This is a genomic window from Actinosynnema sp. CS-041913, assembly GCF_050942485.1.
Taxonomy (GTDB): domain Bacteria; phylum Actinomycetota; class Actinomycetes; order Mycobacteriales; family Pseudonocardiaceae; genus Actinosynnema.
This window is the reverse complement of record NZ_CP192037.1, coordinates 387,065-403,530: the sequence shown is the minus strand read 5'-3', so window position 1 is coordinate 403,530 and position 16,466 is coordinate 387,065. Positions and strand designations below refer to the sequence as shown.

General features: G+C 70.4%; 16 protein-coding genes. 10 read left to right on the top strand and 6 right to left on the bottom strand.

Annotated elements, in window-relative coordinates; translation table 11 throughout:
* The first annotated feature begins 105 nt into the window (after positions 1–105).
* Positions 106–1,209, top strand: a complete 1,104-nt coding sequence (locus ACQPZF_RS01990) for a LacI family DNA-binding transcriptional regulator (RefSeq protein WP_433267618.1) — start codon at positions 106–108, stop codon at positions 1,207–1,209.
* Between the two features lie 22 nt (positions 1,210–1,231).
* Here the strand turns inward: ACQPZF_RS01990 and ACQPZF_RS01985 are convergent, their stop codons facing one another.
* On the bottom strand, positions 1,232–1,948 hold the full coding sequence (locus ACQPZF_RS01985; RefSeq protein ID WP_433267615.1) for a hypothetical protein: 717 nt from the start codon (positions 1,946–1,948) through the stop codon (positions 1,232–1,234).
* Positions 1,949–2,086: 138 nt separating this feature from the next.
* Between ACQPZF_RS01985 and ACQPZF_RS01980 the strand changes: the two genes are divergently transcribed.
* The 3 genes from ACQPZF_RS01980 (at position 2,087) to ACQPZF_RS01970 (ending at position 4,035) form a co-directional block, all read left to right on the top strand.
* Positions 2,087–2,578, top strand: coding sequence for a beta-class carbonic anhydrase (locus tag ACQPZF_RS01980; RefSeq protein WP_433267614.1), 492 nt, complete (start codon positions 2,087–2,089; stop codon positions 2,576–2,578).
* Between the two features lie 76 nt (positions 2,579–2,654).
* Entirely contained in the window at positions 2,655–3,524 is an 870-nt protein-coding gene (locus tag ACQPZF_RS01975; protein ID WP_433267612.1) for an A/G-specific adenine glycosylase, read from the top strand.
* Position 3,525: 1 nt separating this feature from the next.
* The gene (locus ACQPZF_RS01970) at positions 3,526–4,035 is read left to right on the top strand and encodes a 2'-5' RNA ligase family protein (protein ID WP_433267610.1); all 510 of its coding nucleotides are present in this window, start codon (positions 3,526–3,528) and stop codon (positions 4,033–4,035) included.
* Here the strand turns inward: ACQPZF_RS01970 and ACQPZF_RS01965 are convergent.
* Positions 3,984–4,727, bottom strand: coding sequence for an alpha/beta fold hydrolase (locus tag ACQPZF_RS01965; protein WP_433267608.1), 744 nt, complete (start codon positions 4,725–4,727; stop codon positions 3,984–3,986). The genes ACQPZF_RS01970 and ACQPZF_RS01965 overlap by 52 nt on opposite strands.
* Before the next feature lie 17 nt (positions 4,728–4,744).
* On the opposite strand from ACQPZF_RS01965, the gene ACQPZF_RS01960 reads away from it, so the two are divergent.
* The 3 genes from ACQPZF_RS01960 to ACQPZF_RS01950 all read left to right on the top strand — a co-directional run bounded on the left by ACQPZF_RS01960 (position 4,745) and on the right by ACQPZF_RS01950 (position 7,581).
* Positions 4,745–6,223 (top strand): M1 family metallopeptidase, encoded by a 1,479-nt coding sequence (locus ACQPZF_RS01960; protein WP_433267606.1) that lies wholly within the window; start codon positions 4,745–4,747, stop codon positions 6,221–6,223.
* A 52-nt stretch (positions 6,224–6,275) separates the two neighbouring features.
* Positions 6,276–6,587 (top strand): antibiotic biosynthesis monooxygenase family protein, encoded by a 312-nt coding sequence (locus ACQPZF_RS01955; protein ID WP_433267604.1) that lies wholly within the window; start codon positions 6,276–6,278, stop codon positions 6,585–6,587.
* 226 nt (positions 6,588–6,813) lie between these two features.
* Positions 6,814–7,581, top strand: coding sequence for an SIR2 family NAD-dependent protein deacylase (locus ACQPZF_RS01950; RefSeq protein WP_433274396.1), 768 nt, complete (start codon positions 6,814–6,816; stop codon positions 7,579–7,581).
* On the opposite strand, the gene ACQPZF_RS01945 is transcribed toward ACQPZF_RS01950, so the two are convergent.
* Positions 7,553–8,524 carry an endonuclease/exonuclease/phosphatase family protein gene (locus ACQPZF_RS01945; protein WP_433267602.1) on the bottom strand — a complete coding sequence of 324 codons (972 nt, stop codon included), beginning with the start codon at positions 8,522–8,524 and terminating at the stop codon, positions 7,553–7,555. The two genes, ACQPZF_RS01950 and ACQPZF_RS01945, sit on opposite strands and share 29 nt — an antisense overlap.
* Positions 8,525–8,542: 18 nt before the next feature.
* Here ACQPZF_RS01945 and pcp point away from each other — a divergent pair, with 18 nt between their 5' ends.
* The gene (pcp, locus tag ACQPZF_RS01940) at positions 8,543–9,172 is read left to right on the top strand and encodes a pyroglutamyl-peptidase I (protein WP_433267600.1); all 630 of its coding nucleotides are present in this window, start codon (positions 8,543–8,545) and stop codon (positions 9,170–9,172) included.
* A 96-nt stretch (positions 9,173–9,268) separates the two neighbouring features.
* Here the strand turns inward: pcp and ACQPZF_RS01935 are convergent, their stop codons facing one another.
* Positions 9,269–11,827, bottom strand: a complete 2,559-nt coding sequence (locus tag ACQPZF_RS01935) for an ATP-dependent Clp protease ATP-binding subunit (RefSeq protein WP_433267598.1) — start codon at positions 11,825–11,827, stop codon at positions 9,269–9,271.
* A gap of 326 nt (positions 11,828–12,153) precedes the next feature.
* Between ACQPZF_RS01935 and ACQPZF_RS01930 the strand changes: the two genes are divergently transcribed.
* On the top strand, positions 12,154–12,963 hold the full coding sequence (locus ACQPZF_RS01930; RefSeq protein ID WP_433267597.1) for a (2Fe-2S)-binding protein: 810 nt from the start codon (positions 12,154–12,156) through the stop codon (positions 12,961–12,963).
* Between the two features lie 320 nt (positions 12,964–13,283).
* Here ACQPZF_RS01930 and ACQPZF_RS01925 read toward each other — a convergent pair whose 3' ends face one another.
* Both ACQPZF_RS01925 and lysS read right to left on the bottom strand, forming a co-directional pair.
* Positions 13,284–13,631 (bottom strand): histone-like nucleoid-structuring protein Lsr2, encoded by a 348-nt coding sequence (locus ACQPZF_RS01925; RefSeq protein ID WP_204842672.1) that lies wholly within the window; start codon positions 13,629–13,631, stop codon positions 13,284–13,286.
* A 116-nt stretch (positions 13,632–13,747) separates the two neighbouring features.
* Positions 13,748–15,259, bottom strand: coding sequence for a lysine--tRNA ligase (gene lysS, locus ACQPZF_RS01920; protein ID WP_433267594.1), 1,512 nt, complete (start codon positions 15,257–15,259; stop codon positions 13,748–13,750).
* Between the two features lie 50 nt (positions 15,260–15,309).
* Here lysS and ACQPZF_RS01915 point away from each other — a divergent pair, with 50 nt between their 5' ends.
* Positions 15,310–16,077 carry a class I SAM-dependent methyltransferase gene (locus tag ACQPZF_RS01915; protein WP_433267592.1) on the top strand — a complete coding sequence of 256 codons (768 nt, stop codon included), beginning with the start codon at positions 15,310–15,312 and terminating at the stop codon, positions 16,075–16,077.
* Positions 16,078–16,466 lie beyond the last annotated feature (389 nt).

Here is a 16,466-nt window from a genome sequence, read left to right as displayed (position 1 = left end):
CATGTTCCCGCCAGGTAACGCAGTCCTACCTGCGCCGATGACCAAGTGCAGGGACGCCGGTCACCCCCACTTCTGTAATTGGTTCTGAACCGTTACGGTCACTTCATGGCGCGGTCGATGCATGTGCGACGCCCCGCGACGCTGGCCTCACTGGCGGCGGAGCTGGGTGTTTCCCGGACAACGGTGTCCAACGCGTACAACCGTCCCGACCAGCTCTCACCGGAGCTGCGACGCCGGGTGTTGGAGACAGCGAGACGACTCGGCTACCCGGGGCCCGACCCGGTGGCGCGGTCGCTGCGCACGCGGAAGGCGGGTGCGGTGGGGCTGCTGCTCACCGAGAACCTGTCCTACGCGTTCCGCGACCCGGCGGCGATCGGGTTCCTGGAGGGCTTGGCGCTGGCGTGCGAGGACGCCGGGACCGGGCTGCTGCTGGTGCCGGCGAACCCCGAGCGCGAGGACGTGGCGGCGGTGCACCGCGCCGGCGTCGACGGGTTCGTCGTGTACTCGGTGCCCGACGACGACCCGCACCTGGCGGCGGTGCTGGAGCGGCCGGTGCCGACGGTGGTGTGCGACCAGCCGGACCTGGGGAACGTCGATCGGGTGGGAATCGACGACCAGGCCGCGATGAACTCGCTGGCCAAGCACCTCATCGCGCTCGGGCACCGGCGGATCGGCGTGGTGTGCATGCGGCTCGCCCGCGATCGCAACGACGGCTACGTGACCCCGGAGCGCCAGCGGTCCGCGCACTTCCACGTGCAGCGGTCCCGGCTGGCGGGGCTGGCCGAGGCGTTCACCGAGGCCGGCGTGGACTGGGCCGGGGTGCCGGTGGTGGAGCGGTTCGACCACAACATCACCTCCGGCGCGTCGGCGGCGGCCCAGGTGCTGGACCGCGACCCGCAGATCACGGCGCTGGTCTGCACGTCGGACATCCTGGCCCTGGGCGCGCTGGCCGAGGCGCGCAAGCGCGGGCTCACCGTGCCGCACGACCTGACGGTGACCGGGTTCGACGGCATCCGGGAAGCCGAGCAGGCCGGGCTCACGACCGTGCGCCAACCCGTGCTGGAGAAGGGCCGGGCAGCGGGCAAGCTGCTGCTGGACTCGGCGGAGCGCACCCGGCCCCGGTCGGTGCTGCTGGCGACGGAGCTGGTGATCGGCACCACGGCCGCCTCGCCGCGCGGCGCGGTGGAGGAGCGCTGGTTCGGCCCGTGACGCCGGGGGGGTGGCCGGGGTGTCAGGTCATCCGGAACACCACCGGGTCGCTCGTCTTCCCGGCCACCCGGGCGAAGAGCAGGTAGTCACCCGGACCCAGCCGGGTGTGCTTCGCGCAGCCCGGCTCCGACGTGCTGCCCAGCCACGTCAGGCGGTACTCGAACAGCTCGCCGGGCTGCATGACCCGGACCTCGGACCCGTCGGTGTCGAAGCAGTCGTTGCTCGACCACAGGCGCGTGCCGCCGTCCGGCGTGGTCACCACGAGTTCCCGCACCGCCCGGCCGATCTCCTTCGCGCACGGCAACTGCCCGGTGCTCCCCACCAGGATCTTCAGCCCGACCGGCCGGCCCGCCGGGTAGGACGGGCTCTCCACCTCGGCCCGCACGCTGAGCCGGTCGTCCTCGCACGGCGGCGGTGGGCCGGGCGGTGTCGTCGGCGTGGGCGGTGTCGATGAGGGCGGCGTCGGCGAGGGCGACGGCTCGGCGGACGGCGACGGGACGGGCGACGTGGGAGCCGGCGACGCCGTGGACGAGGACGACGCGACGAACGGTCGGTCGGCCTGCGGCGGCGGGCTGGAGGCGCCCGCGGCGACCGGGACGACGGGAGCCGGATCGCCCCGCCCGGTCAGCGCGCCCACCAGCCACACGGCGAGCACGAGGGCCACCACGGAACCGCCGATCGCCAGCGCACGGCGCCGCCGGTACACCGACGGCGGGAGCGGGCCAGTGGGCTCGGTCACCTGACCGAAGGTAATCAAGTGAACGCGGATAGCGCGGTAACCGCACGTAACTCGATGTGGTGAACGTGATTCCGGCCCGATCCACTTGCCGGCATCCGGCACTCGGGTTCCAATCCGGGGGAACAAGGGAGGTGGGCCATGACGTCGATCGACGTGCTGCTGGAACGCAACGCCGAGCTGGGCAACGCCGTGCCCGGCGACCGCTCTTCGCCGAAGCCCTCGATGCAGGTGGCGATCCTGACCTGTATGGACTCCCGCATCAGGGTGTTCGAGATCTTCGGCCTCCGCCAGGGGGAGGCGCACGTGCTGCGCAACGCGGGCGGCGTCGTCACCGACGACATGATCCGGTCGCTGGCGCTGAGCCAGCGCAAGCTCGGCACCCGCGAGGTGCTGCTGGTGCACCACACCAACTGCGGGCTGGAGCTGGTGACCGAGGACGAGTTCAAGGACGAGCTGGAACAGGACGCCGGCATGCGCCCGACCTGGTCCGTGGAGGCGTTCCGCGAGGTCAAGGACAGCGTCCGCAACTCGATGAACCGCCTCCGGCACAGCCCCTTCGTGCCGTACCGGGACAACGTCCGCGGGTTCGTCTACAACGTCCACACCGGCGAGCTGACCGAGGTCGTCTGAGCGGCCGGCCACCGCGCCGGGCGACGCCGGATTCCGGCCACCCGCGGGTGGCCGTTCTGGAACACTGGCCCGCGCTATGAGCCTCGACGCGCAGACCCTCCTCGACTGGTTCGCCGACACCGCCCGCGATCTGCCCTGGCGGCGGCCCGAGTGCACGGCCTGGGGCGTGCTGGTCAGCGAGATCATGCTCCAGCAGACGCCGGTCGCCCGGGTCGAGCCGATCTGGCACGAGTGGCTGGCGCGCTGGCCCACGCCGTCCGCCATGGCCGCCGCCGGCCAGGGCGAGGTCCTCCGCGCCTGGGGCAAGCTCGGCTACCCCCGGCGCGCGCTGCGGCTGCACGCCGCCGCCCAGGCGATCGCCGCCGACCACGGTGACGTGGTGCCCGACGACGTCGACACGCTGCTGGCGCTGCCGGGGATCGGCGCGTACACGGCCCGCGCGGTGGCGGCGTTCGCGTACGGCCGGAGCTGCCCGGTGGTGGACACGAACGTGCGCCGGGTCGTGGCGCGGGCCGTGCACGGAGCCGGTGACGCCGGGCCGCCGTCCACCACCAAGGACCTGAACGACGTCGAAGTGCTGCTCCCGCCGGAGAACGCCGCCGTGTACTCGGCCGCGTTGATGGAACTCGGCGCGCTGGTCTGCACCGCCCGCACGCCCCGGTGCGCGGACTGCCCGGTGATCGACACCTGCGCGTGGCAGCGGAACGGGCGGCCCGCCTACGACGGCCCGGCCAAGGCGGTGCAGAAGTTCGCGGGCACCGACCGGCAGGTGCGCGGGCTGCTGCTCGACGTGCTGCGCGGCACCGCGGAGCCGGTCGGGAAGGCCAAGCTGGACGCGGTGTGGTCGGACGCCGGGCAGCGGGACCGGTGCCTGCACTCGCTGCTGGTGGACGGGCTGGTCGAGCAGACCGCCGCCGGGCTGTTCGCGCTGCCGGGAGAGCACTGACGTGCACGCGCTGGTGGTGTTCTTCGACGACGAGGCGGACGCGAAGGTCCGCGACCTGTGGCGGAAGGTCGGCGCGACCTTCGAGCACCCGCCGCACCTGACCTACGCCGTCGCGGGCACCATCGGGCCGAAGGTGCGGGCCGAGCTGCGCGAGGACCTGTCCCGGCTGTGGCTGCCCGACCTGTGGCTGCACACCCTGGGCGTCTTCGCCACCACGGAGAACGTGCTCCAGCTCGGCGCGGTCGTGGACAGCGAGCTGCTGGCCGTGCACTCGGCGATCCACGACGTGCTGGCGGGGCGGGTGAAGAACCCCAACGCGTACTACCTGCCGGGCAACTGGGTGCCGCACTGCACGCTGCTGCACGGCGTGGACGACGAGCGGATCACGCGGGCGTTCACCGCGCTGCACCCGGTGGAGCCGATCCGCGCCAAGGTCCGCGAAGTGTCCATCGTGGACACTCAGACCGGGGGGATCGACCCGCTCAGGAAGGCCTCCACCGCGCCCCGGTAGACCTCCGGGGCCTCGTCGTGCACGACGTGGCCGGACTCGGGCACCAGCAGGTGCTGCCCGCCGGTGCGGCGCGCGACCTCCGCCATCGCGCCCGGACGCAGCCCGCCCCGGCCCGCCTCGACGGTCAGCGTCGGGCACCGGATCGCGTCCACGAAGTCCCAGTAGGACCGCTCGCCCCACTCGGCCGCGATCTCGTACAGGTCTTCCAGCCGCGCGATCAGGTGGTAGCCGTCGGCGCGCTCCTCGAACATCTCCTCGACCCGCGGCACCGGGACCACGGAGCGGACGTGGGCGAGCGACCGGAACACCGGCCACGCCTCGAAGTACCACTTCCACTCATCCACCGACCGGCCCCGGTTGTCCGGCACGACGTCCTCCGCCACGACGGCTTTCACCAGGTCCGGCCGGGTCGCGGCGAGCGCCCACGCGTGCAGGCCGCCCATCGAGTGCCCGATCACCACGGCGGGCCCGAGGTCGAGCCGTTCGATCACCTCGGCGGCGTCGGCGACGAAGTCCTCGGTCCGGTACGGCCCGCGCCGCGGGTTGCGGCCGTGGCCACGGGCGTCCGCCGCCACGACGCGGCCGTAGGGCCGGAGCCACTGCGCGACCGTCCACCAGGTGGTGGCGCGGCTCATCAGGCCGTGCAGCAGGAGGATCCCCTGGCCGGATCCCCCGAACTCCGCAACGCTCATACGTGCATCATGTCGACATGGCAATCAGCTCCAAGGCCCGCCCCTACCTGCTCGTCGCCGCCCTCGTGCTGGTGGTCGCCGGGGTGCTGGTCGCCAAGATGCCCGGCTCGCCCGAGCCGACGCCGCGGGCCGTGCCCGCGACCACCGGCAGCACTCCCCCGGTGGTGGACGCCGAGGGCGGCGACGGCGCGGGCGACCCGTACTACCCGCAGGACGGCAACACCGGCTACGACGTCAGCGGCTACGACGTGGCCATCAGCTATGACCCCGCCACCCGCAAGCTGGACGGGAAGGCGCTGATCACCGGGGTCGCGACGGCCGACCTGAGCCGGTTCAACCTGGACCTGTACGAGCTGAAGGTGTCCGAGGTGGCCATCGGCGACGAGAAGGCCTCGTTCAGCCAGGAGGGCGAGCACGAGCTGGTGGTCACGCCCGCGCAGCCGCTGCGCAAGGACCAGCGGTTCACCGTGTCGGTGACCTACGGCGGCGAGCCGACCCTGTTCGAGGACCGGGCGCTGGGCCGCAGCGGCTGGCAGGTGTCGGCGGGCGGCGGGGCGTTCGCGGCGGGCGAGCCGCACTCGGCGACCACCTGGTTCCCGGCCAACGACACCCCGCGCGACAAGGCGACGTTCAAGCTCGCGGCCCGCGTGCCGGACGGCTGGTCGGTGGTGTCCAACGGGGTGGAGGAGGGCTCCACGCAGGCCGACGGGTGGACCACGTTCCGGTGGCACGCGGCGCAGCCGATGGCGACCTACCTGGCCACCGTGGCGATCGACAAGTGGACGATCGACCGGTCGACCCTGCCCGACGGCACGCCCGTGGTGGACGCCTACGCGCCCGGCGCGCTGGGCGCCCGCGAGGACCAGCGCCGCCTGCCGGAGGTCCTGGCGTTCCTGTCCGCGAAGTTCGGCCCCTACCCGTTCCAGTCGGCGGGCGGCATCTTCCTGTCCGACAACATCGGCTTCTCCCTGGAGACCCAGACCCGCCCCATCTACGCGGGGTGGGCCGACCTGGAGACCGTCGTGCACGAGAACGCGCACCAGTGGTTCGGCGACTCGGTGTCGCTGCGGTCGTGGGCCGACATCTGCCTCAACGAGTGCTTCGCGAGCTACGCGCAGTGGCTGTGGGCCGAGGGGAAGGAAGGCGTCAACCTCGACGACCGGTACCGCTCGGAGGTCGGCCGGACCGACGACTCGACGGGCTACTGGAACCGCAAGCTCTACGACATGGGCCGGGGCAACGAGTTCCGCGGCGTGTACGACAAGGGCCAACTCGCGGTGCACGCACTGCGCCGCCAGATCGGCGACGAGTCGTTCGACAAGGTCTTGCAGTCCTGGACCTCCCGGCACCGGGACGGGAACGCTTCGTGGCCCGAGTTCGAGGCGCACGTGGAGGAGGTGTCGGGGCAGGACTTGGACGGCTTCTTCGCGGCGTGGTTCCGGGGCGACGAGCTGCCTTCGGACGAGTACCTGTGGCCGGGCACCCTGCGCCGCTAGCCGGGAATCGCGGCGGGCCACGACACCGCCGTGCCCTGCTAACGTCGGTGGCATGGCGGTTGTGAAGATCAACGCGATCCACGTTCCCGACGGTTCCGGGCCGGAGCTGGAGAAGCGGTTCGCCGCGCGGCTCGGGGCGGTGGACTCGGCGGCCGGGTTCCTCGGCTTCCAGCTACTGCGGCCGGTCGCGGGTGACGAGCGGTACTTCGTGGTCACCCACTGGGAGACCGACGAGGACTTCCGGAACTGGCTGGGCAGCGGGGCGCGCGAGGCGCACTCGGGCGAGCGGGCGCGGCCCGTGGGCACCGGGTCGGACCTGCTGGAGTTCGAGGTCGTGCTCAGCTCCGAAGCGAAGCGTGACTGAGCCGGTCACCGAACCGACCGAGCGCCCCGACGCGCCCGCCGACCCCGATCACCCGAAGCCCGACCGCGCGGGACTCGACCGCGCCGACCCTGGCCACGTCGGGCTTGACGGTGCCGGGCTCGACCACTCAGGGCTCGACCACTCAGGGCTCGACCACTCAGGGCTCGACCACTCAGGGCTCGACCACTCAGGGCTCGACCACTCAGGGCTCGACCGCGCCGCCGAGTTGATCTCGGGCGCGGGCGCGGTGCTGGTGTGCGCGGGCGCCGGGATGGGTGTCGACTCCGGGCTGCCGGACTTCCGGGGCGACCACGGGTTCTGGCAGGCGTACCCGCCGTACGCCCGGCTGGGGCTGCGGTTCGCCGAACTGGCCGACCCCGTGCACTTCGTGGAGGACCCGTCCCTGGCGTGGGGCTTCTACGGCCACCGGCTCGACCTCTACCGGCGCACCCGTCCGCACGCGGGTTTCGACGTGCTGCGGTCCTGGGGCGCGCGGGTGTTCACGTCGAACGTCGACGGGCAGTTCCAGCGCGCCGGGTTCGCGGACGTCGCCGAGGTGCACGGGTCGATCCACCACCTCCAGTGCGTGGAGCCGTGCACGGACGACGTCTGGCCCGCCGACGACGTCGCGGTGGACGTCGACCCGGAGACCATGCGGGCCGCCTCGCCACTGCCCGCGTGCCGCCACTGCGGCGGCCTGGCGCGGCCCAACATCCTCATGTTCGGCGACTGGTCGTGGGTGCCCGGACCGAGTCAGCGGGCGCTGCACGAGCTGACCGCGTGGCGGCGGGGCGCGCGGGACCTCGTGGTGCTCGAACTCGGCGCGGGGCTGGCGGTGCCGACCGTGCGGCGGCAGGCGGAGCTGGCCAGTGCCGCGTCCGGGGCGCTGATCAGGATCAACCCGCGTGAGCCGGACGTGCGGCACGGGCGCGGGGTGTCGCTGCGGATGGGCGCGCTGGCGGCGCTCACCGGGTTGGCACGACGAACTGGGTGACGATCGCGCGGTGGTCCGAGCCGGGGAGGTCGATCACCTGGAAGGTGTCCACCGGGCACCGGTTGTCCACCAGGATGTGGTCGATGACGACCGGCGGCGGCCACACCCCGCCGGCCGGCCACGTCGGTTCCAGGCCCGCGCCGACCTGGTCGGCGGCGTCCTCGTAGCCCTGGTTGAGCAGCCGGCGCAGGCCGACGTGGTCGAGCGTGGCGTTGAAGTCACCCGCGAGGACCCGGAACGGGCCGTTCAGGTCGCGTTCCGGGAGGCCCGCCATGTCCCGCTGCCAGCGTTCCGGGCCGTCCGGGGACGTCGGGGGCAGCGGGTGCACGGACACGATCTCCACGTCCTCGCCGGGCAGGTCGACGAGCGCGCCCGCCTGGCGCAACGTGCTCGGCGCGGCGAGGTCGCGGGCGGTGAGCGGATGCCGGGACGCGATACCGGACCCGGCACCGCCGGGCGCGGCGAGGAAGACCCGATAGGGCAACACCTCGCCCAGACCCGCGCGGTCGAACTCGCCGATCATCGCCGCCGTGAGCTCCTGGACGGCCAGCACGTCGACCTCGTGCGCCCGCACCGCGTCGACAACGGCCTCGGCGTCGGCCCGGCCCAGCATCAGGTTCGCCGCCATGACCCGGACCTGCTGCCCCACGCCGACCGGCCGCGAGTCCGGGAACGCCCGCGGCGCGACCGCCGCCACCAGCACCAGGGCGATCAGCAACGTCACGGTGCCGACCAGCCAGCGCCGCAACAGCAGGGCCACCGCGCCGAGCAGCACGCCGGCCGCCGTGACGTAGGGGACGAGGGCGGTGGTGGCGACCATGTGCCGCGTCCCGTCGATGCCCAGCAGGCGGAACGCGGCGGCCACGACGAACGCTGTGGCGGCGATCACCAGCAGGAACGTCGTGGCCCGGCTTCTCGGGCGGCGTTCCTCGATGTCGACCACGACATCTAGTCTGCCCGAGTGAGAGTTCTGCTGACGGGCTTCGAGCCGTTCGGGGGCGAGGACACCAATCCGTCCTGGGACGCGGTCCGCGGGGTCACCCCGTCGGGCTATGAGTTGGTGACGGCCGAGCTGCCGTGCGAGTTCGGGGCTTCGCTGGCGGTTCTGCACTCCTTGGTGGTCGCTCACTCACCCGATGTGGTGATTTGCGTCGGTCAGGCGGGTGGGCGTGCGGCGGTGACCCCGGAACGCGTGGCGATCAACCTCGACGACGCGCGAATCCCGGACAACGCGGGCCACCAGCCGATCGACGCCCCGGTGGTCGAGGGCGGTCCGGCGGCGTACTTCACCAACCTGCCGGTGAAGGCCTGCGTGTCGGCGCTCGGCGAGGCCGACATCCCGGCGGCCGTGTCGCACACGGCGGGGACGTTCGTCTGCAACCACGTGTTCTACGGGTTGATGCACTTGGTGGCGACCGAGTTCACCGCGCTTCGGGCGGGCTTCGTGCACGTGCCATACACACCGGAGCAGGGCCACTCGGACCTGCCGAGCCTCGACACCCCGACCGCGACCCGGGCGCTGGACCTGATCATCCGCACGACGATCGCCCGGACCACCGACCTCCGCACCACGGCCGGGACCTTGCACTGAGCCGAAAGCGCCCCCTGGACGTTCCCAGGGGGCGCTTGCGCCGAACTACACCGTCAGACCGTGGCCATCGAGTCCGCGACCCTCAGACCGCGACCGTCAGGCCGACTCCGCGTCCGAGTCGCCGGTGTCGCCACCGGACGAGGCGGCCAGGTCGACCGGGGGCGCGTCGGGCACGTTCAGCGGCTTCGCTTCGCCCCGGAAGACGAAGTGGGCCTTGTCGTCCGCCTCCGACTCGCCGTCCCAGCCGTCGACGTCGGTGAGGATGATCTGGCCCGGCTGGATCTCGCCGAACAGGATCTTCTCCGATAGCTGGTCCTCGATCTCGCGCTGGATGGTCCGGCGCAGCGGACGGGCGCCGAGCACCGGGTCGAAGCCGCGCTTGGCGAGCAGCTTCTTCGCGCGGTCGGTCAGCTCGATCGCCATGTCCTTGTTCTTCAACTGCGTCTCGACGCGGGCGATCATCAGGTCCACCATCTTGATGATCTCGTCCTGCGTGAGCTGGTGGAACACGATGATGTCGTCGATGCGGTTGAGGAACTCCGGGCGGAAGTGCTTCTTCAGCTCGTCGTTGACCTTGTTCTTCATCCGCTCGTAGTTCGACGCGGTGTCCTGCCCGGACGTGAAGCCCAGGCCCACGGCCTTGGAGATGTCCGACGTGCCCAGGTTGGACGTGAAGATGATGACGGTGTTCTTGAAGTCCACCGTCCGGCCCTGGCCATCGGTCAGGCGGCCGTCCTCCAGCACCTGGAGCAGCGTGTTGTACACCTCCTGGTGCGCCTTCTCGATCTCGTCGAACAGCACCACCGAGAACGGCTTGCGGCGCACCTTCTCGGTGAGCTGGCCGCCCTCTTCGTAGCCGACGTACCCGGGAGGCGCGCCGAACAGCCGCGACGCGGTGTACCGGTCGTGGAACTCGCCCATGTCGATCTGGATGAGCGCGTCGTCCTCGCCGAACAGGAAGTTCGCCAGGGCCTTCGACAGCTCCGTCTTGCCGACACCGGACGGGCCGGCGAAGATGAACGACCCGGACGGGCGCTTCGGGTCCTTCAGGCCGGCACGGGTGCGGCGGATCGCCTGCGACACGGCCTTCACCGCGTCGACCTGGCCGATGATCCGCTTGTGCAGCTCGTCCTCCATGCGGAGCAGACGCGTGGTCTCCTCCTCGGTGAGCTTGAACACCGGGATGCCGGTCCAGTTCGCCAGCACTTCGGCGATCTGCTCGTCGTCCACCTCGGCGACGACGTCGAGGTCGCCGTCCTTCCACTGCTTCTCCCGCTCGGCCTTCTGGCCCAGGAGCTGCTTCTCGGAGTCACGCAGCTTCGCGGCCCGCTCGAAGTCCTGCGCGTCGATCGCGGACTCCTTCTCGCGCCGCACGTCGGCGATCTTCTCGTCGAACTCGCGCAGGTCCGGCGGAGCGGTCATCCGGCGGATGCGCATCCGCGCGCCCGCCTCGTCGATCAGGTCGATGGCCTTGTCCGGCAGGAACCGGTCGTTGATGTACCGGTCGGCCAGCGTGGCGGCGGCGACCAGCGCCGAGTCGGTGATCGAGACGCGGTGGTGCGCCTCGTACCGGTCGCGCAGACCCTTCAGGATCTCGATCGTGTGCTCCAGCGACGGCTCGCCGACCTGGATCGGCTGGAACCGGCGCTCCAGGGCGGGGTCTTTCTCGACGTACTTGCGGTACTCGTCGAGGGTCGTCGCGCCGATGGTCTGCAGCTCGCCGCGGGCCAGCATGGGCTTCAGGATCGAGGCCGCGTCGATCGCGCCCTCGGCCGCGCCCGCACCCACCAGGGTGTGGATCTCGTCGATGAACAGGATGATGTCGCCGCGGGTGCGGATCTCCTTGAGCACCTTCTTCAGGCGCTCCTCGAAGTCACCGCGGTAACGCGAGCCCGCCACCAGCGAGCCCAGGTCGAGGGTGTAGAGCTGCTTGTCCTTGAGCGTCTCGGGCACCTCGCCCTTGACGACCATCTGCGCCAGGCCTTCGACGACGGCGGTCTTGCCGACGCCGGGCTCGCCGATGAGGACCGGGTTGTTCTTGGTGCGGCGGGACAGCACCTGCATGACCCGCTCGATCTCCTTGGTGCGCCCGATCACCGGGTCGAGCTTGCCCTCCCGCGCGCTGGCGGTCAGGTTGCGCCCGAACTGGTCGAGCACCAGGGACGAGGAGGGCGTGCCCTCACCGCGGCCGCCGGACTCGGCGGGCTCCTTGCCCCCGGAGTAGCCGGACAGCAGTTGGAGCACCTGCTGGCGGACGCGGTTGAGGTCCGCGCCCAGCTTGACCAGGACCTGCGCGGCGACGCCTTCGCCCTCGCGGATCAGGCCGAGCAGGATGTGCTCCGTGCCGATGTAGTTGTGGCCGAGCTGCAGCGCTTCGCGCAGCGACAGCTCGAGCACCTTCTTCGCACGCGGGGTGAAGGGGATGTGGCCGGACGGGGCCTGCTGCCCCTGGCCGATGATCTCCTCGACCTGCTGGCGGACGCCCTCCAGCGCGATCCCCAACGACTCCAGCGCCTTGGCGGCGACACCCTCACCCTCGTGGATCAAGCCCAGGAGGATGTGCTCGGTGCCGATGTAGTTGTGGTTGAGCATCCTGGCCTCTTCCTGGGCCAGGACAACCACCCGCCTCGCGCGGTCGGTGAACCTTTCGAACATTCGCACTCCCTGACTGCTGCGCCGGCGGTCCTCGGGCTCACCACGGGCATACCGTGGAGAGCGCGGCACCGTGGGACCACTGTAGTCGTCAGCCCCGACACTCTCAGTTCCCGTTCGCGTGCAGTCACCTTCGGGGATCTCTGACATCGGTACCAACGCGTGATCTGCCTGGCAGATTCCACGGATCGGGCGATGTCCGCTGAGCGCGAACACACCCGCCGCCCGGCGACACACGGCGTGACCGGTGTCACCGCACATCGCCGACCCAGGTGAGGCTATATAAGGTTAGGCAAGCCTCATCCGAACCGACGCGAGGACCTTCTGACATGACCGTACCGGCGACGGCACCGGCACGCGACGCGCGCACCCCGATCGCCGGGTCGGTCACCCGGGCGGATGCCCTCACCCAATGGTGTGAGTTCAAGTTCAGCCTTCCAGGCGACACGACGGGCACCGGCTGGGTCGTCGCCGAGACCCTGATGGCCGAGCCCGCCAGGTTCGACGCGTGGCGCGCGAGGCTCGGCGACTGGCTGCGCGAGCACTACGGCGACGCGCCCGACCGGACCACCGGCGGCTACGTCATGAGCTGGTACCTCAGCGCGATCGGGCTCCTCGGCGGCACCCTGTTCCACCTCGCCCGCCGCGTCCCGGCACTGCGGCCCTCCGACGTGGCGGTCCGCATCGCGACCGAGGACCGACCGCACATCGTCGGCCTGGCGCTGCTCGCCGACGAGTTCGCGTGCCTGCCCGACGACCCGGAGCGCGACCACCCCGCAGCCACCGTCGTCGCCGACGAGCACGCCCTGGCCGCGCTGCTCAGGGCCAGGTTCGCCGCCCACGCGACCCGGTTCGTCAGTTCGTTCGGCCCGACCGTGCGACTGGGCAGGCGGCAGCTATGGGCGGCGGCCACGGACGCCCTCGACAGCGCCGCCTGGACCGCCGGCCAGCTCCGCGGCGCGGAGGCGGCGGGCGTGGCCGACTCGGCGCTGCTCCTGCCGGCCAAGCTCGACCCGTTCACGTCGGCGTCGACGCTGCGCGCCACGGAAACCGGTTGGACCCGTCGCCGGGAAAGCTGCTGCTTCCACTTCGCACTGCCCGACGCGGAAGCCTGCGTCACCTGTCCGCGCGTCTGCTGAACGGACAAACCGGCGTCCGGACCGCCGCCCGTAGACCGTTCGGCTCACCGTGCGCACCGGAACGATACCTACCGAAACACGTCGTTATGAACATCACCATCCGGCGGCCCACAAAGATCCCCCGAACGGTCGGCACGACCGATCCCGAGATCACTCCCGGAGTACGCGCGGCGTACCGGCCGGTTCGATAAAACAACCGACGAGGTGGAACCGAATCAGCAGCACGAGCACCGGACAACGAAGGGGCGCCGGTTTCGGCCGGCGCCCCTTCGTCGATTGACGTAATTGCCGTGGCGTACACCACGTAATCACTGATCCGGTCAGCCCTGCTGGTGGTAGGCCTCCAGCACCTCGGCAGGGATGCGTCCTCGATCGGACACCTTCATCCCCTGCTTGCGGGCCCACTCCCGAATCGCCTGGTTCTGCTCGCGATCGGCCGATGCGGGACGTGCCGCCTTCACACCGGCCGGGCGACCCGGGCCGCGCTTGCGGCCCCCCGCCTTGCGAGCGCTGGCGACGAAGTCGGCGAGTGCGTCGCGGAGCCTGCCCGCATTGCTCGAAGAAAGGTCGATCTCGTAGGACACACCGTCCAAACCGAAGCCGACCGTCTCCTCTGCCTTCCCGCCGTCCAGGTCATCGACCAGGGTCACGGTGACCTTCTGCGCCATGCGTATCCTCCTGGACTCCGAATGCGCGGTTGTTCCCCGACCGCGACCAAAGCATTGTCGACTGCAGGTTAGCGCACAAGTACCGCAATGCGCAGACCGGAGTCCGAGAAGTTACTTCATTCAGGTCGCACGAGGGGGAACAGGATCGTCTCCCGGATACCGAGACCGGTGATGGCCATCAGCAGTCGGTCGATGCCCATTCCCACACCACCGCTCGGTGGCATTCCGTACTCCAGCGATCGCAGAAAGTCTTCGTCCACCGGCATGGCCTCGACGTCACCGGCGGCACTCAACCGGGCCTGGGCTTCCAGCCGCTCCCGCTCCACCACGGGGTCCACCAGTTCCGAGTAACCGGTGCCCAACTCGAATCCGCGCACGTACAGGTCCCACTTTTCGGCCACGCCGGGCCGGCTGCGGTGCTGGCGGGTCAGCGGGGAGGTCTCGACGGGGAAATCCCGGACAAACGTGGGCGCGTGCAGCCGTCCGCCGACCAGGTGCTCCCACAGCTCCTCCACGAGCTTGCCGTGGCCGAGCTTCGGGTCGGTCTCCATCCCGGTCTTGTCCGCGAGCTTGCGCAGGTGCTCCGCGCCGGTGTCGGGCGTGACCTCTTCACCGACGGCCTCGGACAGCGACTCGTACATGCCCAGCGTCGTCCACTCGCCGCCGAGGTCGTACTCCTCGCCGTCGGCCAGCGTGACGACGTGCGACCCGGCGACCGCGAGCGCGGCCTCCTGCACCAGCTCGCGGGTGAGCACGGCGTTCGTCTCGTAGGTGGCGTACGCCTCGTAGTACTCCAGCATGGAGAACTCGGGCGAATGGGACGAGTCCATGCCTTCGTTGCGGAAGTTGCGGTTGATCTCGAAGACCTTCTCGATACCCCCCACCACACACCGCTTGAGGTACAGCTCGGGAGCGATCCGCAGGAACAGGTCGATGTCCAGCGCGTTGGAGTGGGTCACGAACGGCCGAGCCGACGCCCCACCCTGCAACGTCTGCAACATCGGGGTCTCGACTTCGATGAATCCGCGCCGGTGGAACGACTCCCGCAGGGACCGCACGACGGCGGCCCGGTTGCGCACGGTGTCGCGCGCCTGCTCCCGGACGATCAGATCCACGTACCGCTGCCGAATGCGGGTTTCCTCGGCGAGTTCCTTGTGGGCGACCGGCAGCGGCCGAAGGGCCTTGGCGGCCAACCGCCACTCCTGCGCCAGCACGGACAGTTCACCACGTCGGGAGGTGATGACCTCGCCGCGCACGAATACGTGGTCGCCCAAGTCGACGTCGGACTTCCATTCCGACAGCGCCCCCTCGCCGACCCCGTTCAGGCTCAGCATGGCCTGCAGTTCCGTGCCGTCCCCTTCGCGCAGCGTGGCGAAGCACAACTTGCCGGTGTTGCGGATGAACATCACCCGTCCGGTGACACCGACCACTTCCCCGGTCGACACATCGGGTTCGAGCCCCTGATGAGCTTCCCGGACCTCACGCAACGTGTGCGTGCGAGGCACTTCGACCGGATAGGGATCGACCCCGCGCTCCAGCAGCCGCACCCGCTTCTCCCGGCGCACGCGGAGCTGCTCGGGCAGATCGTCGTCACTGGTCACGGAAGGGTTCGCAGGCTGCTCGCTCACGGGGGGAAGCGTACGGAAGAACCCCTCGGGTAATCGAACCGGTTCTCACTATGGTGGGACCGGTGACGAGTGATGACCTGAGTGCTCGCCGAGCGAACTCCTTCGGAGCCCACGCCTCCGCCTACGCGGAACACCGCCCGGACTACCCGGCAGCCGCCATCCGGTGGGCGCTGGAACCACTCGGGCCGGGCTGCCACCGAGTACTGGACCTGGGCGCCGGCACCGGCAAACTCACCGGCGGACTCGTCGCACAAGGCCACCACGTGACGGCCGTGGAACCGGACGAGTCGATGCTGTCGGAACTGGTCCGCAGACACGGCGGCGTACGAGCCCTACCGGGAACAGCGGAACGCATCCCGGTGCCCGACGCGACGATGGACGCGGTAGTCGTGGGCCAGGCGTTCCACTGGTTCGACCCGACGAAGGCCATGCCCGAGATCGCCAGGGTGCTGCGCCCAGGCGGAGTCCTGGCGGTCCTGTGGAACGACAGCGACACGAGCGTCCGGTGGGTAGCCGAGTTCGACAGGATCACCAAGTCCAGCGCGAGCAAGCACAACGTAGCCGGCGGCACCATCCCGGACGACCACAACCTGTTCAAGGACCCGAGGACCCAAAGCTTCCCCCACACCCACCGCAGGACGGCGGAGTCCCTGGTGGCGACGATCAGCACGCACTCGCACACCCTGGTCATCCCCAAGGAAGAACGGGAAGAACTGCAACAACGAGCACTGGCCTACCTACACGCCAACCCGGAGACGTCCAAGGGCGAGTTCGACCTCCCCATCGTCACCGAGGCAAAACGCACAATCCGCGCCTAGCCCCCTCACACTTCCGCCAGACACAGCAAGCATTCCACGCCTCCCTCGCACCTCAAGCGACGGCGCGCTGCGCGGTTGAAAGCAGTCGGCGCGCGCAGCCGCGCACACCCCCAGGTGGGCTGCGTGTCATCCCCGTATGGCCTGCCCGCAGGGAACCGCGCTTGTCCAGGGAGTGCAAGCACGCTTTTCGCTTGCGCTCCCTGGACAAGGGTGGTGGTCTTTGACCAGGCCATACGGCAATGCCGCTAAGTTAAGACTGGTGAGCGGAGTTGGATGGTGGCTGGTCCGTCGTGTGTCGTGGTGTGGTCGCCGGGTTTTTTGACTCGGTAGGAGTTGTGTCGTCCGCGTTTGACGACTCGTGGGCAGGTGCGGTGTCGTCGTCCGGTGGT